The following is a 16205-nucleotide window of genomic DNA, read 5'->3' as shown; positions in this document are numbered from 1 at the left end:
GTCCGGCGGGGCCCCCTGCGTGCCGACAGGTCTCAGGCGCGCACGATGGCGAGCACCCGGTCCCGGACCTGCTCCATCGTCGTCCGGTCCTTGGCCTCCACGTTGAGGCGCAGGAACGGCTCGGTGTTGGAGGGGCGCAGGTTGAACCACCAGCCCTCGTCGGGGCTGCTCAGCGTGGTGCCGTCCAGCTCCTCCACGCTCACGTCCCGGCCGGCCAGGGCGTCGACGACCCGCCGGACGGCACCGGCCTTGTCCTCCACCGTGGAGTTGATCTCGCCCGAGGCCGCGTACGGGTCGTACTGGTGCATCAGCTCGCTGAGCGGCCGGTCCTGCTCGCCGAGGGCGGCCAGGAGGTGCATCGCGGCGAGCATCCCGGTGTCCGCGTTGAAGAAGTCCTTGAAGTAGTAGTGCGCGGAGTGCTCGCCCCCGAACACGGCGCCCTCCTCGGCCATGACGGCCTTGATGAACGAGTGGCCCACCCGGGTGCGCACGGGGCGGCCGCCGCGGGCGGTGACCAGCTCGGGCACGGCGCGGGACGTGATGAGGTTGTGGATGATCACCGGGTTCTCGACGCCCTCCGCCCGGGCGCGCTCGATCTCCCGCTCGGCGACCAGCGCGGTGACGGCCGACGGGGAGACGGCCCCGCCCTGCTCGTCGACCACGAAGCAGCGGTCGGCGTCGCCGTCGAAGGCGATGCCGAGGTCCGCGCCGTGCTCGCGCACGGCCCGCTGCAGGTCCACGAGGTTCTCCGGCTCGAGCGGGTTGGCCGGGTGGTTGGGGAACGTGCCGTCCAGCTCGAAGTACAGCGGCACGATCTCCAGCGGCAGCGCCTCCAGCACGGCGTCGCCCAGCACCGCGGGCGTGGTCAGCCCCGCCATCCCGTTGCCGGCGTCGACGACGACCTTGAGCGGACGGGTCCCGGACAGGTCCACCAGGGAGCGCAGGTACTGCGCGTAGCCGGCCAGGACGTCCCGCTCGGCGACCGTGCCGGGCGCCGGGGCCTCCGGCACGGCGCCCTCGTCGAGATAGCGCTGGGCGAGGTCCCGGATGTCGTAGAGCCCCGTCTCGGAGGAGACCGGGACCGCCCCGGCCTTCGACATCTTCATGCCGTTGTACTCGGCCGGGTTGTGGCTCGCCGTGAAGGTCACCCCGGCGGCGTCGAAGGTCCCCGACGCGTAGTACAGCTCGTCGGTGGAGATCAGCCCGATCTTCACGACGTCCGCGCCCCGGCGGACCGCGCCCTCGGCGAAGGCGTCCACGAACTCCGGCGAGGAGGGGCGCATGTCCCCGCCCACGAGGACCGTCAGGCCGGCGAGGCCCAGGACGTCCACGAAGGCGGCGCCGGTGGCCCGGACCGTCTCGGCGGTGATGGACTCGCCCACGATGCCGCGGACGTCGTAGGCCTTGAACGAGGCTGAGAGATCGATAGTCACAAGGGGTGATCTTAGGCCAAGGCCGCTCCCGGGCGCCGCGGGGCGCGGGGGGTCCTGTGATTGGATGACGAGCATGGTCGAGATCCTCCGCATGCGCAACCCCGTCCAGCACTACGCCTGGGGCTCCCGCGAGGTGCTGGCCCGCCTCCAGGGCCGGCCCGTGCCGAGCCCCGAGCCCGAGGCCGAGCTGTGGGTCGGCGCGCACCCCGCGGCGCCGTCCGTCGTCGTCCGGGACGGCCGGGACGAGCCGCTCGAGGACCTGCCGTTCCTGCTGAAGATCCTGGCCATCGACGCCCCGCTGTCCCTGCAGGTCCATCCCACCCCGGAGCAGGCCGAGGCGGGCTTCGAGCGCGAGCAGCGGGCGGGGATCCCGCTCGACGACCCGCGGCGCAACTACAAGGACCGCTCCGCCAAGCCCGAGACCGTGGTGGCGCTCACGGACGTGGAGCTGCTCACGGGGGTGCAGCCGGCGGAGCGGCTGCGCGCGACGGCCGCGCGCCTGGGGCTGGACTGGCTGCGCGACGCCGCCGGCGCCTTGCGGCCCGTGCTGCCCGCCGTGCTGACCCTGGACGACGACGCCGCCGGGGCCGCCGTCGCGGCGACCGTCGCCGCGGCCCGCGCCGCGGACCCGCAGGACCCCGTGGCCGCGCTCGTCCGCTACGTGCAGGACCGGCACCCGGACGACCGCGGACTGCTGGTCGCGGTGTGCATGCACCACGTCCGCCTGGCCCCGGGACAGTCCCTGCACACCCCCGCCGGGCAGCTGCACGCCTATCTGTCGGGAACGGCGATCGAGGTGATGAGCTCCTCGGACAACGTCCTGCGCGCCGGACTGACGGGCAAGCACGTGGACGTGACCGAGCTGCTGTCCGTGCTGGCCGACGAGCAGACGGTCCCGGAGGTCGTCGAGCCGGCCGCCGACGAGCACGGCCGCCGCGTCTATCCGCTGTGGGACGAGCGCCTGTCGCTGACCGCCCACGAGCTCGCGCCCGGGCGGGCCGTCCTGCTCCGGCTGCGGGGGACCACGGTGCTGCTGAGCACCGGGGAGCGGGTGCTGGTGCGCGCCGCGGACCGGGAGTGGGCGCTGGCCGGCGGGGAGTCGCTGCTGCACCGGGGCGGCACGGGTGCGGTCGAGCTCTCCGGCGACGGCCGGGTGTTCGCGGTCTCCTGCCCCTGAGCGGCGCCCGGGTGGGCGCCGGCCGGCAGGTCCGCGGGCACGGGCTCGGGGGCAGGGGCGCGGCCGGTCGGTGGTGTCCCTCGCCTCACGGGCGGTGCCACGGCCGGGGACGCAGCGGCGTGGACGGGTCCGACGAGACGGACTCCCGCAGCGTGTCCACGATCAGCCGCGCGAACCACCGCTGCGCGGGCCGCTGGTGGCCGATCTCCCGGGTGTAGGCGGCCAGCTGCAGGACCGGCATCTCGACCGGGTGCGGGAACACGCGGATCCCGGCCGCCTCCTGGATCGTCTCGGCGAGGAACCGCGGCAGCACCGCGAGGCAGTCGGTGCGCTCCACCACGGAGACCAGCCCCGAGAAGTGGGACAGCCGCAGGGCCGTGCGCCCCGGGGCCCCGGCCCGCTCCGCCGCGACCTCGGCGAGCTCGTGGCCCATCGACGGGGCGAGCCGGATCCGCGGCTCCTCGGCGAACTGCTCGAGCGTGAGCCGCTCCCGCACGCGCGGATGGTCCCGGGCGGCGATCACCACGTACTCGTCCGTGCCGATGACGGTGCGGACGATGCCGGGGCCGCCGATGTACGGGGCGCAGATCGCGGCGTCCACCCGGTTGCGCAGCAGGTCCTCCGGGACGCGCTCCACGTCCAGGGGCAGCACGGTCAGCTCCACGCCGGGCGCCTGCTCCCGCAGCGCCACCACGACGGACGGCAGGAACGCCAGCTCGCCCAGGTCGGTCAGCGCCAGGGTGAGGCGCTCGCGGGCGGCCGACGGGTCGAACCGCCCCCCGGAGGAGACGGCCGCGGTCACCTGGGCGATCCCCGCCTTGACCTGGGGGAAGATGCTCTCCGCGAACGGGGTGGGGCTCAGGCCCCGGCCCTCCCGCACGAACAGCTGGTCGCTGCACTGCCGGCGCAGGTTCTTCAGGGCGTGACTCACCGTGGGCTGGGTGAGGTGCAGCTCGGCGGCCGCCCCCGTGACGCTGCCCTGCTCGTAGACCGTGCAGAACACGCGCATCAGGTTCAGGTCCAGGTCCACGGGGTCACTCCTCCGCCGGCAACTCATAGACGTCATGTATCGGTGCATCGACAGCATCCACTGGTCTGTGCATGCTACGCCACTAGAGTGATCCCTATCACACCCGGATCCGCCGGGCCGCACGCACCTGTGCGGACGGCGGGACCGGCCACGACCACGGAGCGCGACCACGAGTCGCGACCACGAGGCACGACCACCGCGCACGAGCACGGCACGAGACAGGGGAGACACGATGCGGCGACCGCTCATCGGCTTGGGAGCAGCAGGGTCCGTACTGGCGCTGGCCGCGTGCGGCGGCGGGGACGGCGGCGCCGAGGGAGAGATGCAGGGCGTCACCGTCGGTGTCATCCCCATCGTCGACACGGCCGCCATCTGGCTGGGCGAGGAGCAGGGCTTCTTCGAGGAGGAGGGGATCGACCTCGACATCCAGACCACCAGCGGCGGCGCCGCGGCCGTGCCGGGCGTGGTCAGCGGGGACTTCGACTTCGCCTTCGGGAACACCCTGTCCGTCATGGTGGCCCAGGGCCAGGGCTTGGACCTGGAGTACGTCGCCAACGGCACCACGACCTCGGGCGACGCCGAGCGGGACTTCGGCGCCGTGGTGGTGCCCGCCGACTCGGACATCCAGGGTCCCGGGGACCTGGCCGGCAGGACCGTGTCGGTGAACAACCTCAACAACATCGGCGACACGACGATCCGCCACGTGGTGGAGGAGGCCGGCGGGGACCCGCAGAGCATCGACTTCGTGGAGGTCGGCTTCCCGGACGCCCCGGCCGCGCTCGACCGCGGCCAGGTCGACGCGGCGTGGATCCTCGACCCGTTCCTCACCCAGGTCCTCGACGAGGGCTCCCGCGTGGTGTCCTACAACTTCGTGGAGTTCGACCCGGAGCTCGACATCGCCGGCTACTTCACCACCACCCAGAAGGTGGAGGAGGACCCGGAGCTGGTGGAGAGGTTCCAGAACGCCATGAACCGCTCGCTCGAGTACGCGAACGAGAACCCGGACGCGGTCCGGGAGATCGTCGGGACCTACACGGAGATCAGCGACGAGCTGCGCGCCGAGATGGCCCTGCCGCGCTTCCGGACCGAGTTCGACCGCGAGGCGCTGCAGAAGCTGGGCGACGCCGCCGTCGAGTACGGGACCCTCGAGCAGACCCCCGACCTCGACGCGCTGCTGCCGTAGCCCGTCCGCGGCCACGGCACACGAGGACGGAGGAGACACGACATGGCACGAAAGCGCACCGGACGGGCCTGGGGGCCCGGCACCCTGGGGGTGCTGGGGATCCTCGGGTTCCTGCTCACCTGGGAGCTGCTGCCCCTGACCGGGATCGTCGACCCGCGGTACCTGCCCCCCGCCAGCGCGGTCCTGCTGGAGCTCGGGGAGCAGCTCGGCTCGGCCGGGTTCTGGCTCGCGGTCTGGCAGACCGTCCGGGCCTGGTTCCTCGGGCTGCTCATCGCCGCGGTCGCCGCGATCGTCCTGGGCCTGGTCATCGGCAGCAGCGTGTTCCTGCGGCGGGCCACGCACAGCACGATCGAGTTCCTGCGGCCCATCCCGTCGGTGGCGCTCATCCCGCTGGCGGTGCTGCTGTTCGGCGTGCAGCTCGAGTCCACCCTGCTGCTGGTCGTGTACGCGTCCTTCTGGCAGATCCTCATCCAGGTCCTCTACGGGGTCGGTGACGTGGACACCGTGGCGCAGGACACGGCCAAGAGCTACGGGCTCGGGACGCTGGCCCGCGTCCGGTACGTCACGTGGCCCACGTCGCTGCCCTACGTGATCACCGGGCTGCGGCTCGGGGCGGCGGTGGCGCTGATCCTCGCGGTCACCGCCCAGCTCGTGATCGGCACGCCCGGGCTGGGCCGGGAGATCTCCCTGGCCCAGTCGGGCGGCGCCGTCACGGCCATGTACGCGTTCATCGTCACGGCCGGCCTGCTGGGCGTGCTCATCAACCTGGGGATGCGGGCGCTCGAGCGCCGGGCGCTGGCCTGGCACTCGTCCGTCCGCGGAGAGGTGGCGGTGTGAGACTCGTCAAGACCCTGGGCTACGCGCTCGCGCTGCCCGTCCTGCTGGTCCTGCTGTGGTGGGCCTACACCCTGACGACGACCAACTTCTACGTCCCGGAGCCGGGCGACTTCGCCACGACGTTCGTGGACGTCTGGATCGGGGACCGGTTCTTCCGCGACGTGCTGCCGAGCATCGGCCGGCTGCTGGTGGGGCTCGCGCTCTCCATCCTGCTCGGCGTCGTCGCCGGGCTCGTGATCGGCTCGGTGCGCTGGCTGCGGAACCTGCTGGAACCGGTGCTCGAGTTCTTCCGGGCGATCCCGCCGCCGGTGCTCGTCCCGGTGCTGATGCTGCTCATCGGCGTCAACGACCAGATGAAGGTCGTGGTGATCGTGCTCGGGTCCGTGTGGCCCGTCCTGCTGAACACCATCGAGGGCGTGCGCTCGGTCGACTCCGTCATGAACGAGACGGCGCGCTCCTACGGGATCCACGGGTGGTCGCGGATCGTCCACCTGGTGATCCCCGCCGCCAGCCCCCAGATGATGGCCGGCATCCGGCAGGCCCTGTCGATCGGGCTGATCCTGATGGTGATCTCGGAGATGTTCGCCTCGTCCTCGGGGCTGGGCTTCACCATCGTGCAGTTCCAACGGTCGTTCGCCATCCCCGAGATGTGGAGCGGCATCGCCGTCCTGGGTCTCATCGGAGTGGTGCTGGCGTTCGTCTTCCAACGTGTTGAACGCAAGGTCCTTGCCTGGTACCGGGGCCTGAAAGAGGTGGAGAATGCAGGCTGAATCAGGAAGCTCGGCAGTGGACGGCGGCGCGGCCGCGCCCCGGGCCGGGGCCTCGGGCGCCGGACGCACCGGCGGCAAGGACGTGCTGCTGTCCGTGCGGGGGCTGCAGAAGATCTATCAGAGCGAGCACGGGGACGTGGAGGCCGTCCGCGACCTCACGTTCGACCTCGGCCGCGGCGAGCTGGCGTGCCTCGTGGGCCCTTCGGGCTCCGGCAAGACCACGCTGCTCAAGTGCATCTCGGGGCTCATGGCACCGACCTCCGGCGAGGTGCTGCTGGGTGGCGAGAAGGTGACCGGCCCGCCCAAGGACATGGCCGTGGTCTTCCAGGAGTACGGGCGCAGCCTCTTCCCCTGGATGACGGTCCGCGAGAACGTGGAGCTGCCGCTCAAGAACGCCAAGCTGGCCCGGGACGAGCGGAACCGCCTCGTGGAGGAGGCCATCGCCGCGGTCGACCTGCGCGGGGCGGACAAGAAGTACCCGTGGCAGCTCTCCGGCGGCATGCAGCAGCGCGTGGCGATCGCCCGGGCGGTCGCCTACCAGCCGAAGATCCTGCTGATGGACGAGCCCTTCGCCGCGGTGGACGCCCAGACCCGTGCCGACCTCGAGGACCTCATCCGCGACGTGTGGCACCGGATGGGGGTGACGGTGCTGTTCGTGACCCACGACATCGACGAGTCCGTCTACCTCGGCGAGCGCGTCATCATCCTCTCGAGCTCGCCCACGGTGGTCCAGGAGGACCTCGCGATCGACCTGCCCGACGAGCGGGACCAGCTCACCACCCGCGGCATGCCGCGCTTCACCGAGCTGCGCGGCCACGTCTACGAGGAGATCCAGCGCGCCAAGCGGGAGGCGGGCACGCGGGCCTGAGCCGGCGGCCCCCGCCGCGCCCGGAGCCGGTGCGCCCACTACACTGGGCCCACCGGCTCCGGAGTGCCCAGGGCCGTTTCCCCTCCGGGAGGCCCGCCATGAGCACCACCCCGTCCGACGGTCTGCGCGGCACCACCGCGCCGTGCCCGCGCTGCGGCGCCACCGGGTTCGAGCTGGTCTACGTGCAAATCATGCCCGACGACTGGGACCGGGCGCGCGACGTCGAGCTGGCGTCCCCGTCGATGATGCTGCCCGACGGGCGCGCCCCGGAGTTCTCCTGCCAGAACGGGCAGTGCCGCCACCTCTGGTGAGCCCGGTCAGTCCCGGGACCGCTCGCCCCGCCCGCCGGGACCGGCGCGGTAGCCGTGGTCGGTCGCGTAGGCGCCGAGCACCTCCTCGGTGCTCTCGCCCGCGCCGTGGAACTCCTCGCGCAGGTGCTGCCCGAAGTCGGACACGGCCGAGGAGAGCATCACGCCGCTGAGCCGGACCTCCTCGGCGGGGGCCTCCTGGGCGCGAGCGGCGATCTCCATGGCGTAGGGCAGGGAGACGGCCAGCGCCGCGTCCTCCTTGACCTCGCGGAAGTAGTAGGACTCCGCGTTCTGCACGAGAGCCACGTGCACGTCGACGATGTCCGCGGTGAGCTGGTCCAGGGTCCGGTGCGCGCCGGTGCGGTCCAGGAACGCGACCCGGTCCGCGTAGGCGACGGACTGCAGGGCGCGCAGCCGGACCGCGAGCGCGCGTCGCCGGGCCAGGGCGGGATAGATCTGGGTGAACCAGGACAGCGTCGCGGTCAGCAGCGCGAACCCGATGAGGGCTTCGACGGGCGAGACGAAGCGCAGCCACGCCCCGGTGGGGACGACGTCCCCGAAGCCGAGCGTGCCGAGGGTCACGAGCGAGATGTAGAGCGCCTCGGCGAAGTTGTCGTAGTTCCCGGGGTCCATCCCCTCCGCGTAGTAGAAGCCCTCGGGGACGTGGGGGTAGTAGACCAGGGCCCACCCGAACGCCTGGAGCATGCCCCACAGCACGATCACGATCACCACGCCGAGCGGTCCCGCGAGGGAGCCCCACCGGTGGTTCGTGCCGCGGGAGAGCCTCCACACCGATCGCAGCACCCAGTAGCTGATCGTGCCGCGGCCGCTCGGGTACAGCAGCCCGCGGAACACGTCGTAGAGCCCGAATCCCACGAGGCCGAGACCGAGCACGGTGAACACGCCGTCCATGGCACTCCTCCTCACGAGGTGCGGCCGGTCGCCGGCCCGGTGCGTCGATCGCTCCAGAATACCGGCGCGACGCCGTGGCCTCCGGGCGCCACGGGCCGGCCGGTACTGGGGGCGCCATGGACACCGGCACGATCGCGAACATCCTGCTGGTCCTGCTGTTCCTGGCCATCGGGGGCGTCTTCGCCGGCACCGAGGTGGCGATCGTGAGCCTGCGGGAGAGCCAGGTCAAGCGGACCGAGCGCTCGGGGCGGAAGGGCGCCCGGACCGCCGCCCTCGTCCGGGACCCCAACCTCTTCCTCTCCGCCGTGCAGATCGGCGTGACCGTGGCCGGGTTCTTCTCCTCGGCCTACGGCGCCTCGACCCTCGCCCCGGACATCGCCCCCCGTCTTCGAGCGGGCCGGCCTGTCCACCGCGGCCGCGGGGACCGCGGCGCTGACTGGGATGACCCTGGTCATCGCCTACCTCTCCCTCGTCCTCGGTGAGCTCGTGCCCAAGCGGCCGGCCATGCAGCGCTCCGTGGGCTTCACTCAGGTCCTGGCCCCGCCGCTGAGCGTGTTCGCCACGCTCATGCGTCCCGTCGTCCGGCTGCCGTCCGTGTCCACGAACCTCGTGGTCCGGCTCGGGGGCGGGGATCCGCACGCCGCGACCGAGGAGGTCTCGGCGGAGGAGATCCGGGAGATGGTCGTGGACACCCGGGGCATCGGGCCCGTCGCGCGCTCGATCCTCGCGGACGTCGTCGAGGCCGGCGAGCGCCGTCTGGCGGAGGTCATGCGCCCCCGCCCGGACGTCCACTTCCTGGACGGCACCCTGCCTGTCACGGAGGCCTACCGCACGGCCCTGGCCCTGCCGCACTCCCGCTACCCCGTGCTCGGCACCGGCGTGGACGACGTCCTGGGCTTCGTGCGCATCCGGGACCTCGTGGTGGCGGACCAGGACGGTGACGGGGTCATCGAGGCGCCGCCCCGCACCCTGCGGGACGTGGTGCGGCCCATCCCCTTCCTGCCGGAGACCAACCACGTGCTGCGCACCCTGCAGGCCATGCGCAGGGGCGGGCACCACATCGCCCTGGTCGTCGACGAGTACGGCGGGCTGATCATCCAGGAGGTCCCGGCGGAGACCGGGCTCGTCATCCCCGAGGGGCACTACGAGACCGTCGGCGGGTTCGTGATGGACCGGCTGGGACGGGTGGCGCGCCCGGGGGACGTCGTCGACGTGGACGAGTGCCGGCTCGAGGTCCTGACCGTGGACCGGAGCCGGGTGGAGCGGGTGCGGATCAGCCGGCTGCGCCAGGACGCGGCGGGGGACGGCCGGCCCGGGGCCTGACCGGCCCGGCCGGTGCCCGGGCCGCCGGCCGGCGGACCGCGGGGCGGACCGGTGTCAGTGGCCCCGGAAGGCCTCGGCCAGCCACCACGCCCCGCCGTCGGAGGCGATCTTGGCGTCGATCACCAGCGGCCGGTCCCGCGGCCGGGACAGCCGGTCCCGCACGGCCGCCAGGTCCTCGACGGAGCGCACGACCACGCCGTCGGCGCCGAAGCCCCGGCCGATCGCGGCGATGTCGACGTCCGGGAAGACCACCGTGTCCAGCGGCGCGTCGCCGTCGCCGGCGAAGTGGTGCACCTCCGCGCCGTAGGCGGCGTCGTCGTAGACCACGCACACCAGCGGCAGGCCCAGCCGCACCGCGGTCTCCAGCTCGGCGATCCCCATGAGGAAGCCGCCGTCCCCGGTGCCGAGCACCGGCAGCCGGTCCGGTTGCGCCAGGGCGGCGCCGATGGCGGTGGCCAGGCCCAGGCCGACGGACTGGAACGCCTGGGTGAAGCAGAAGCCGCGCTCGTCGGGCACCGAGAGGTACTGGCTGGGATAGCCCATGAAGTTGCCGCTGTCGACGGCCACGACGCGCTCGGCCGGCAGCATCGCGTCCAGCTCCCGGGACAGCACCCGCGGGTCGATCCGCTCGGCCGTGGACAGGTCCTCGAACGGGACGTCCTGCCACCGGGACTCCCGGCCGATCCGCGCGGCCAGCTCGGGCGTGCGCCAGGACGACGACGGGGCGGCTCCCGGCCCGGAGCCGTCCTGCTCCAGGGCGGCGAGGACGTCCCGCGCGGTGAGCGCGCAGTCGCCCACGACCCCCAGGGCCAGCGGCCGGTCCACCGGCCGGTGCGCGCCCAGGGCGGACTCCTCGAGATCCACCTGCACCACCGACGCCTCCGGGCCGAGCAGGCGTCCGTGCCGCGTGGTCCACATGGTCAGGGCGCAGCCCCACCCCACCACGAGATCGGCCTGCGCGATCAGCTCCGCGGTCGTCGGGGAGGAGAAGCCCCCGGAGATGCCCAGGTCGAAGTCCGCGCCGGCGAAGAGGCCCTTGGCCACCGCCGACGTCGCCAGCAGCGCCCCCGACCGCTCGGCGAGGGCGGTCAGCTCGGCGCGGGCGCCCCGGGCGCCGCGTCCGGCCACGAACACCGGCCGGCGCGCGGCGGCCAGCAGCTCCGCGAGGCGCACGGCGGCGTCGTCGTCCGGGCGCACGCGCGGGGCGGGCGGCAGCGCGGGCACCACGGCGTCCTCGGGGGCCGGGGCGGCCTGGACGTCGAGCGGGACGCTCAGCACCACGGTGCGGCGGTCGTTGCGGGCACGGCGGACGGACCGGGCGACGTCGGCCGCGGCGCTCGCGGGGGAGTGCACCCGCTCGGCCACCGCCCCCACCGATCGGGCGAGGCCGTCCTGGTCGATCCGGAAGTTGGAGTGCACGGCCGCGGCCTGGGTGTCGGCGGTGAGCACGATCAGCGGGGTGCGGGACTTCGCGGCCTCGCCGATGCCGGTGGTCGCGTTGGTCAGTCCGCAGCCCTGGTGGGTGGTGACCACGGCGACGCGCCCGCTCGTGCGGGCCCACGCATCGGCCATGGTCGCGGCGCCGTTCTCGTGCCGGGCCGCCGTGAAGGGCACGCCCGCCGCGACCAGCGCGTTGGTGAGGTGGAAGTTCCCGCTGCCCACCACGCCGAAGGCGTGCCCGACGCCCAGCTCCGCGAGCGCACGGCCCACGAGCCGGGCGACCGTGCCGGTCACGCCCCGGGCCTCTCGACGAGGGCGAGCACCCGGGCGGGGCTGCCCGTGCCGCCCACGACCGGCAGGGGCGCCACCACGAGCTGCGCGCCGAGGACCGGCAGCCGGTCGAGCCGGCGCAGGGAGGTCAGCCCGTACTTGTCGTTGCCCAGCAGGTGGTGGTGAGCGGGGAAGGGCGGGTCGAAGCCGCCGGCGACGCCCGCGTCGATGCCGACGGTCTCCACGCCGAAACCGCTGACGTGCGGATGGGCGGCGAGCCACTCGGCGGCGGCCACCGACGGTCCCGGCGCGTGCAGGCCGTGCTCGTCGGCGTTGAGGAAGCGCCCGGGGTCGTCCCCGCGGGCGGACCAGCCGGTGCGCAGGAGCACCCAGCAGTTGGCGGGGAGACGCCCGTGCTCGGCCTCCCACCGCTCGAGGTGCACGGGCTCCAGCAGGGCGTCGGCGTCCGCCTCCGCCTCGGCGGTGAAGTCCAGGACGGCGGCGGGACCCACGAGCCGCGCCGGCTCGATCCGGTCCACCGACCTCCCGTCCCGGCCGGTGATCCAGTGCACCGGCGCGTCCAGGTGGGTGCCGGCGTGCTCGCCCAGCGTCAGGTCGTTCCACGCCCACCCCGGTCCGGCCTCGTCGTAGGCGCTCACCGGGGTCATGGACAGGCCCACCGTGTTGGCGAACGGCTCCGGCAGCCGCAGGATCGGGGTGTCCCGGTCCAGCGGGGTGGTGAGGTCCACGACCTCCACGGTCCCGGCGGCCAGTGCCGCCCCCAGATCGCCCAGCACGCTCATGACGTCACCCTCCACCGGTCGGGGGCCCCGTCGGCAGGGCCCTGGCACATGCCTTTCGGCCCATTGTGCCCCGGGGCGGCCCCGGCACCCCGCCGGCGGCGGAAGGGGCCGTCGGCGCGGCGCCCGCTCCCGTTCCGCGCGCCCGGCGCCACGCGGGAGGAGCAGGACGTTCCGCGGGGGCGCTCGCCGTCGCAGGTGACGTCCGAACTGCCACTTTGTGGCACCGATGTTCACATGGTGGGTGCAAAAAGGGTTCTTCGACATCTTCGGGTGTACTGTGATGGGCGTCCCATCGGCTCGCGCCACCGCCTCCTCCGCCGCCGGATCCGCGCCCCGGGGTGCCCGGCGCAGCCGCGACCCGTCCGCGTCCCGCAAGGAGCCCCTCCATGAGCACCACGTCCGAGTCCTACCTCGTGGGACTGATCGGCGACGGGATCACCCGCAGCCTCACCCCGCCGATGCACGAGACCGAGGCCCGGAACCACGGCCTCCACTACCTGTACCGCCCGGTGGACCTCGAGCTGATCGGCCGCCCCGGCGAGGACGTGGGCGAGCTGCTGCGGGCCGGGCGGGACCTCGGCTTCAACGCCTTCAACATCACGCACCCGTGCAAGCAGCTCGTCCTGGCCCACCTCGACGAGGTCGCCCCGGAGGCGGCCGCACTGCGGGCCGTCAACACCGTGGTGATCCGGGACGGGCGGTTCGTCGGCCACAACACCGACGTGTCCGGCTTCGCCGCCGGTCTCCGCGCGGTGCTCCCCGGCGCGGCCAAGGACCGCGTGGTGCAGGTCGGCACCGGCGGCGCCGGCTCCGCCGTGGCCTCCGCGCTGCTGAGTGCCGGCGTGGGCAGCCTGCACCTCTACGACGTGGACCCCGCCCGGGCGGCCGAGCGGGCCGCCGCGCTGGCCGAGCTCTTCCCCGGCCAGCAGGTCGCGGCCGCCACCGCGGAGACCCTGCCCGAGCTGGTGCGCGCGGCCGACGGGCTGGTCAACGCCACTCCGGTGGGCATGCACCACCACCCCGGCACCCCCGTGGACCCCGATCTGCTGGCGGCCCGGCAGTGGGTGGCCGACGTCGTCTACCTGCCCGTGGAGACCGAGCTCATCGCCGCCGCGCGAGCCCGGGGGTGCCAGGTGCTCGACGGCGGCCACATGGCCGTCGGCCAGGCGGTGGACGCGTTCCGCCTCATCACCGGTGTGGAGCCCGACCGGGCCAGGATGCGCGCCCACTTCCTGGACCTCGTCGCGGCGCAGCAGCACTGACGGCGCCTCCCGAGGGCCGGCCGCCATGCCGGGCCGGTGCCGGAGGAGGTGCGCCGCGCCGGGGCCGGCGGGGTCACCGCCGCTCGTGCGGGACGGCCGCCAGGTGCTCGGGCCGCACGGGCGCGGTGTGCTCCTGGTGCCCGGGGTGCTTGCGCAGCCACGTCTTGATGTAGGGGCACACCGGGACCACCGTCAACCCGGCGTCGACGGTGTCGTCCAGGGCCCGGCGCGCCAGCACGGAGGCCAGACCCCGACCGCCGTAGGCGTCGTCGACGGTGGTGTGGTAGAAGATCCGCTGCGGCCCGTCCGTGCCCGCGAAGGGCACCCAGTGGGTCGCACCGATCACGGTCTCCCCGTCGAGGAGCTCGTAGCGCTGCCGGGCGGGGTCGTTGCGGACCGTGACGTCGGAGGCGTCCATGGTGGTCTCCTGGGGACGGGTCAGCCGCGGGGCCGCAGCTGGACGGTGGGCAGGGGCGGGGCCGGCAGCGGGGCGGGCTGACCCGGGGGATAGGGCCCGAAGCGGGGGTACGGGGCGCCGTCGTCGTAGCTGCCCCCGGCCGGTGCGGGAGCCGGTTCGGCGTCGATCTCCGCCTGCCAGGCCGCGCGGAAGGCGACGACCTCCTCGTGGCTGCGGCCGACGAAGTTCCACCACATCACGATCTGCTCGCCCAGCGGCTCCCCGCCGATGAGCAGCAGCCGGACGGGGCTCAGGCCCGCCTCCAGCACCACGGACTCCCGCCCGACCGGCAGGTAGGCGAGGTGCTCCACCGGAACGGGCGCACCGTCGAGCGCCAGGTCGCCGGTGTCGAGCAGCACGCCGTGCTCGAGGGCCGGGTCCAGGTCGAGCTCCAGCCGGGCGCCGGGCCGCAGGGTCGCCTCGGCGGCCAGCAGCGGCGGGGTGAAGGTGTCCACGGGCGACGTGCTGCCGGCCAGGGAGCCCAGGTGGACGCGCAGCTCCGTGCCCTCGCCGAGCACCGGCTCCGGGGCGTGGTGCTCGAAGGTCGGAGCCATGCGGCGGGTCGCCTCCGGGAGGGCGTACCACAGCTGGACCCCGTGCAGGAGCGCGGTTCCGGGGGTGGAGAACTCCTGGTGGGAGATCCCCCGCCCGGCGACCATCAGGTTGACCTCGCCGGGCCGGACGACGGCGTCGTAGCCGGCCGAGTCCCGGTGGGCGATCCCGCCGGTGAACAGCAGGCTCACGGTGGCCAGCCCGGTGTGCGGGTGCCGGGCCACCCGCATGCCCCCGGACTCCGAGACGAGGTCCGGGCCGTAGTGGTCGACGAAGCACCACGCCCCGATGAGGCTGCGCCGCCGCTGGGGCAGGGTGCGGCGCACGGTCATCGCGCGGGGCCCGCCCAGGGGCACCTCGCGCGGGGCCAGCAGCTGCGCGCCGGCCCCGGCGGCCTCGGTGCACAGCAGCTCCTGCGGATCCACGTCCAGGTTGGTCACGCCGTGCCTCCCGCGACGGTCGACGGGGTGCGCGGTGCGTCCGGCGCCGGATCCCCCGGCTCCTCCGGGGACGCGTGCTTCGGCGGGGCTTCCGCCCCCGCGGCCGCCGGCCGGGGGCGGACCTGGTGGCGGGAGAGGATTGAGACCCGGTTGAAGGCGCTGATCGCCACCGCCGACCACTGCAGCGCGGAGTACTGCTCGTCGGTCAGCTCCGCCCGGGCCACCGCGAGCTCGGCCAGCCGGGTCTCCTCGTCGGGCAGCAGGGCCACGGACTCCCCGATGGCGAGCGCGGCCCGTTCCAGGTCGTCGAACAGCTCCGTCTCGCGCCAGGCGGGGAGCACCGCCAGCTTCTGCGCGCTCACCCCGGCCTCCACGGCGTAGCCGGTGTGCAGGTCGAGGCAGTAGGCGCACCCGTTGAGCTGCGAGACCCGGATGTTGAGCAGCTCCACCAGCGCCCGGGACAGCCCGGCGTCCTCGGCCGCGGCGGCGACCTTGCGCGCCAGGCCGTTGAGCGCCCGCCAGCTGCCGGGATCCGCCTTGTCGAGGTGGAAGTGGTCGCCGGCGCTCATGGAGTCTCCTCGGGGTCGTCGCGGCGCCGCGGGGCGGCGCCGCCGTGCCTCCAGCGAATACCCCCGGCCGTGCCCCGTCAAGTGCCGGACCGCGGTGCCCGCCGGACGGCCCGTGCGGGATTGGGGTACGGAAAAATGCGCTATCCATCGGACCTGATCAGGCGCATCCTGGAAGTGTTCGTTCAGGCCGGGGCAGCAGGCGCCGGCCCGGAGATCCTCCTGGAGGAGAAGCCATGGCCACCACCGAGTTCGTTCCCGTCTCCGACTGCAGCGTGGGCCAGTGCTCGTTCAACCACGACCACGAGTGCACGGCCCACGCGATCACCGTGACCGGCAGCTCCGGGCACGCGCACTGCGGCACGTTCATCTCCCTGGGCCCCGACGGCGGTCTGCCCACCGTGCACGCCGCGGTGGGCGCCTGCCAGCGCGGCGAGTGCGTGCACAACGAGCACCTGATGTGCACCGCCCACGACGTGAAGATCGGTGCGGGCGCCGACGAGGCCGACTGCCTGACCTACCAGGCGGCCTGAGGCCCGCCCGGCAGGTCCCGTCCCCGGCGCCCGGGCACTTC

The 16205-nt window shown here is 73.8% G+C and carries 18 protein-coding genes; 10 read left to right on the top strand and 8 right to left on the bottom strand.

Annotated elements, in window-relative coordinates; translation table 11 throughout:
- Positions 1-32: 32 nt before the first annotated feature.
- Positions 33-1433, bottom strand: coding sequence for a phosphomannomutase/phosphoglucomutase (locus ACFU0Y_RS11065; RefSeq protein ID WP_380214552.1), 1401 nt, complete (start codon positions 1431-1433; stop codon positions 33-35).
- Positions 1434-1506: 73 nt separating this feature from the next.
- On the opposite strand from ACFU0Y_RS11065, the gene manA reads away from it, so the two are divergent.
- Positions 1507-2610, top strand: coding sequence for a mannose-6-phosphate isomerase, class I (gene manA, locus ACFU0Y_RS11060; RefSeq protein WP_380214551.1), 1104 nt, complete (start codon positions 1507-1509; stop codon positions 2608-2610).
- 85 nt (positions 2611-2695) lie between these two features.
- On the opposite strand, the gene ACFU0Y_RS11055 is transcribed toward manA, so the two are convergent.
- Entirely contained in the window at positions 2696-3640 is a 945-nt protein-coding gene (locus tag ACFU0Y_RS11055) for a LysR family transcriptional regulator (RefSeq protein WP_380214550.1), read from the bottom strand.
- A 232-nt stretch (positions 3641-3872) separates the two neighbouring features.
- On the opposite strand from ACFU0Y_RS11055, the gene ACFU0Y_RS11050 reads away from it, so the two are divergent.
- From ACFU0Y_RS11050 to ACFU0Y_RS11030, 5 genes are all read left to right on the top strand, one after another.
- Positions 3873-4823 (top strand): ABC transporter substrate-binding protein, encoded by a 951-nt coding sequence (locus ACFU0Y_RS11050; RefSeq protein WP_380214549.1) that lies wholly within the window; start codon positions 3873-3875, stop codon positions 4821-4823.
- 42 nt (positions 4824-4865) lie between these two features.
- Complete coding sequence (locus ACFU0Y_RS11045) at positions 4866-5660, top strand: ABC transporter permease (protein WP_380214548.1); 795 nt, start codon at positions 4866-4868, stop codon at positions 5658-5660.
- Entirely contained in the window at positions 5657-6430 is a 774-nt protein-coding gene (locus tag ACFU0Y_RS11040) for an ABC transporter permease (protein WP_380214547.1), read from the top strand. Before ACFU0Y_RS11045 ends, ACFU0Y_RS11040 begins: the two co-directional genes overlap by 4 nt.
- Positions 6420-7298: an ABC transporter ATP-binding protein gene (locus ACFU0Y_RS11035; protein WP_380214546.1), complete on the top strand. Its 879-nt coding sequence runs from the start codon at positions 6420-6422 to the stop codon at positions 7296-7298. Before ACFU0Y_RS11040 ends, ACFU0Y_RS11035 begins: the two co-directional genes overlap by 11 nt.
- 98 nt (positions 7299-7396) lie before the next feature.
- The gene (locus ACFU0Y_RS11030; protein WP_380214545.1) at positions 7397-7609 is read left to right on the top strand and encodes a hypothetical protein; all 213 of its coding nucleotides are present in this window, start codon (positions 7397-7399) and stop codon (positions 7607-7609) included.
- Between the two features lie 6 nt (positions 7610-7615).
- Here the strand turns inward: ACFU0Y_RS11030 and ACFU0Y_RS11025 are convergent, their stop codons facing one another.
- The gene (locus tag ACFU0Y_RS11025) at positions 7616-8518 is read right to left on the bottom strand and encodes an ion channel (RefSeq protein WP_380214544.1); all 903 of its coding nucleotides are present in this window, start codon (positions 8516-8518) and stop codon (positions 7616-7618) included.
- Positions 8519-8634: 116 nt separating this feature from the next.
- Here ACFU0Y_RS11025 and ACFU0Y_RS11020 point away from each other — a divergent pair, with 116 nt between their 5' ends.
- Together ACFU0Y_RS11020 and ACFU0Y_RS11015 are read left to right on the top strand one after the other, a co-directional pair.
- Positions 8635-9000: a CNNM domain-containing protein gene (locus ACFU0Y_RS11020; RefSeq protein ID WP_380214543.1), complete on the top strand. Its 366-nt coding sequence runs from the start codon at positions 8635-8637 to the stop codon at positions 8998-9000.
- On the top strand, positions 8960-9841 hold the full coding sequence (locus ACFU0Y_RS11015) for a hemolysin family protein (RefSeq protein WP_380214542.1): 882 nt from the start codon (positions 8960-8962) through the stop codon (positions 9839-9841). Before ACFU0Y_RS11020 ends, ACFU0Y_RS11015 begins: the two co-directional genes overlap by 41 nt.
- A 54-nt stretch (positions 9842-9895) precedes the next feature.
- Here ACFU0Y_RS11015 and ACFU0Y_RS11010 read toward each other — a convergent pair whose 3' ends face one another.
- Both ACFU0Y_RS11010 and ACFU0Y_RS11005 read right to left on the bottom strand, forming a co-directional pair.
- A complete protein-coding gene (locus ACFU0Y_RS11010) occupies positions 9896-11575 on the bottom strand; it encodes a thiamine pyrophosphate-binding protein (protein ID WP_380214541.1) in 1680 nt (559 codons plus the stop codon).
- Positions 11572-12354 (bottom strand): cyclase family protein, encoded by a 783-nt coding sequence (locus tag ACFU0Y_RS11005; protein WP_380214540.1) that lies wholly within the window; start codon positions 12352-12354, stop codon positions 11572-11574. Before ACFU0Y_RS11005 ends, ACFU0Y_RS11010 begins: the two co-directional genes overlap by 4 nt.
- Positions 12355-12740: 386 nt before the next feature.
- Between ACFU0Y_RS11005 and ACFU0Y_RS11000 the strand changes: the two genes are divergently transcribed.
- Entirely contained in the window at positions 12741-13616 is an 876-nt protein-coding gene (locus ACFU0Y_RS11000) for a shikimate dehydrogenase (RefSeq protein ID WP_380214539.1), read from the top strand.
- 73 nt (positions 13617-13689) lie between these two features.
- Here the strand turns inward: ACFU0Y_RS11000 and ACFU0Y_RS10995 are convergent, their stop codons facing one another.
- The 3 genes from ACFU0Y_RS10995 to ACFU0Y_RS10985 are packed head-to-tail and all read right to left on the bottom strand — an operon-like array spanning position 13690 to position 15634.
- Positions 13690-14034 (bottom strand): GNAT family N-acetyltransferase, encoded by a 345-nt coding sequence (locus ACFU0Y_RS10995; protein ID WP_380214537.1) that lies wholly within the window; start codon positions 14032-14034, stop codon positions 13690-13692.
- Positions 14035-14054: 20 nt separating this feature from the next.
- A complete protein-coding gene (locus tag ACFU0Y_RS10990; RefSeq protein WP_380214536.1) occupies positions 14055-15065 on the bottom strand; it encodes a pirin family protein in 1011 nt (336 codons plus the stop codon).
- On the bottom strand, positions 15062-15634 hold the full coding sequence (locus tag ACFU0Y_RS10985) for a carboxymuconolactone decarboxylase family protein (RefSeq protein ID WP_380214535.1): 573 nt from the start codon (positions 15632-15634) through the stop codon (positions 15062-15064). The genes ACFU0Y_RS10990 and ACFU0Y_RS10985 overlap by 4 nt, the downstream gene beginning before the upstream one ends.
- A 233-nt stretch (positions 15635-15867) precedes the next feature.
- Here ACFU0Y_RS10985 and ACFU0Y_RS10980 point away from each other — a divergent pair, with 233 nt between their 5' ends.
- Entirely contained in the window at positions 15868-16164 is a 297-nt protein-coding gene (locus ACFU0Y_RS10980; RefSeq protein ID WP_380214534.1) for a DUF1540 domain-containing protein, read from the top strand.
- Positions 16165-16205 lie beyond the last annotated feature (41 nt).

Origin of the sequence: Kocuria sp. NPDC057446 (genome assembly GCF_042802875.1) — a bacterium.
Classification (GTDB): Bacteria; Actinomycetota; Actinomycetes; order Actinomycetales; family Micrococcaceae; genus Kocuria.
The sequence above is the reverse complement of the archived record's forward strand: the minus strand, read 5'-3'. Positions and strand labels throughout refer to the sequence as shown.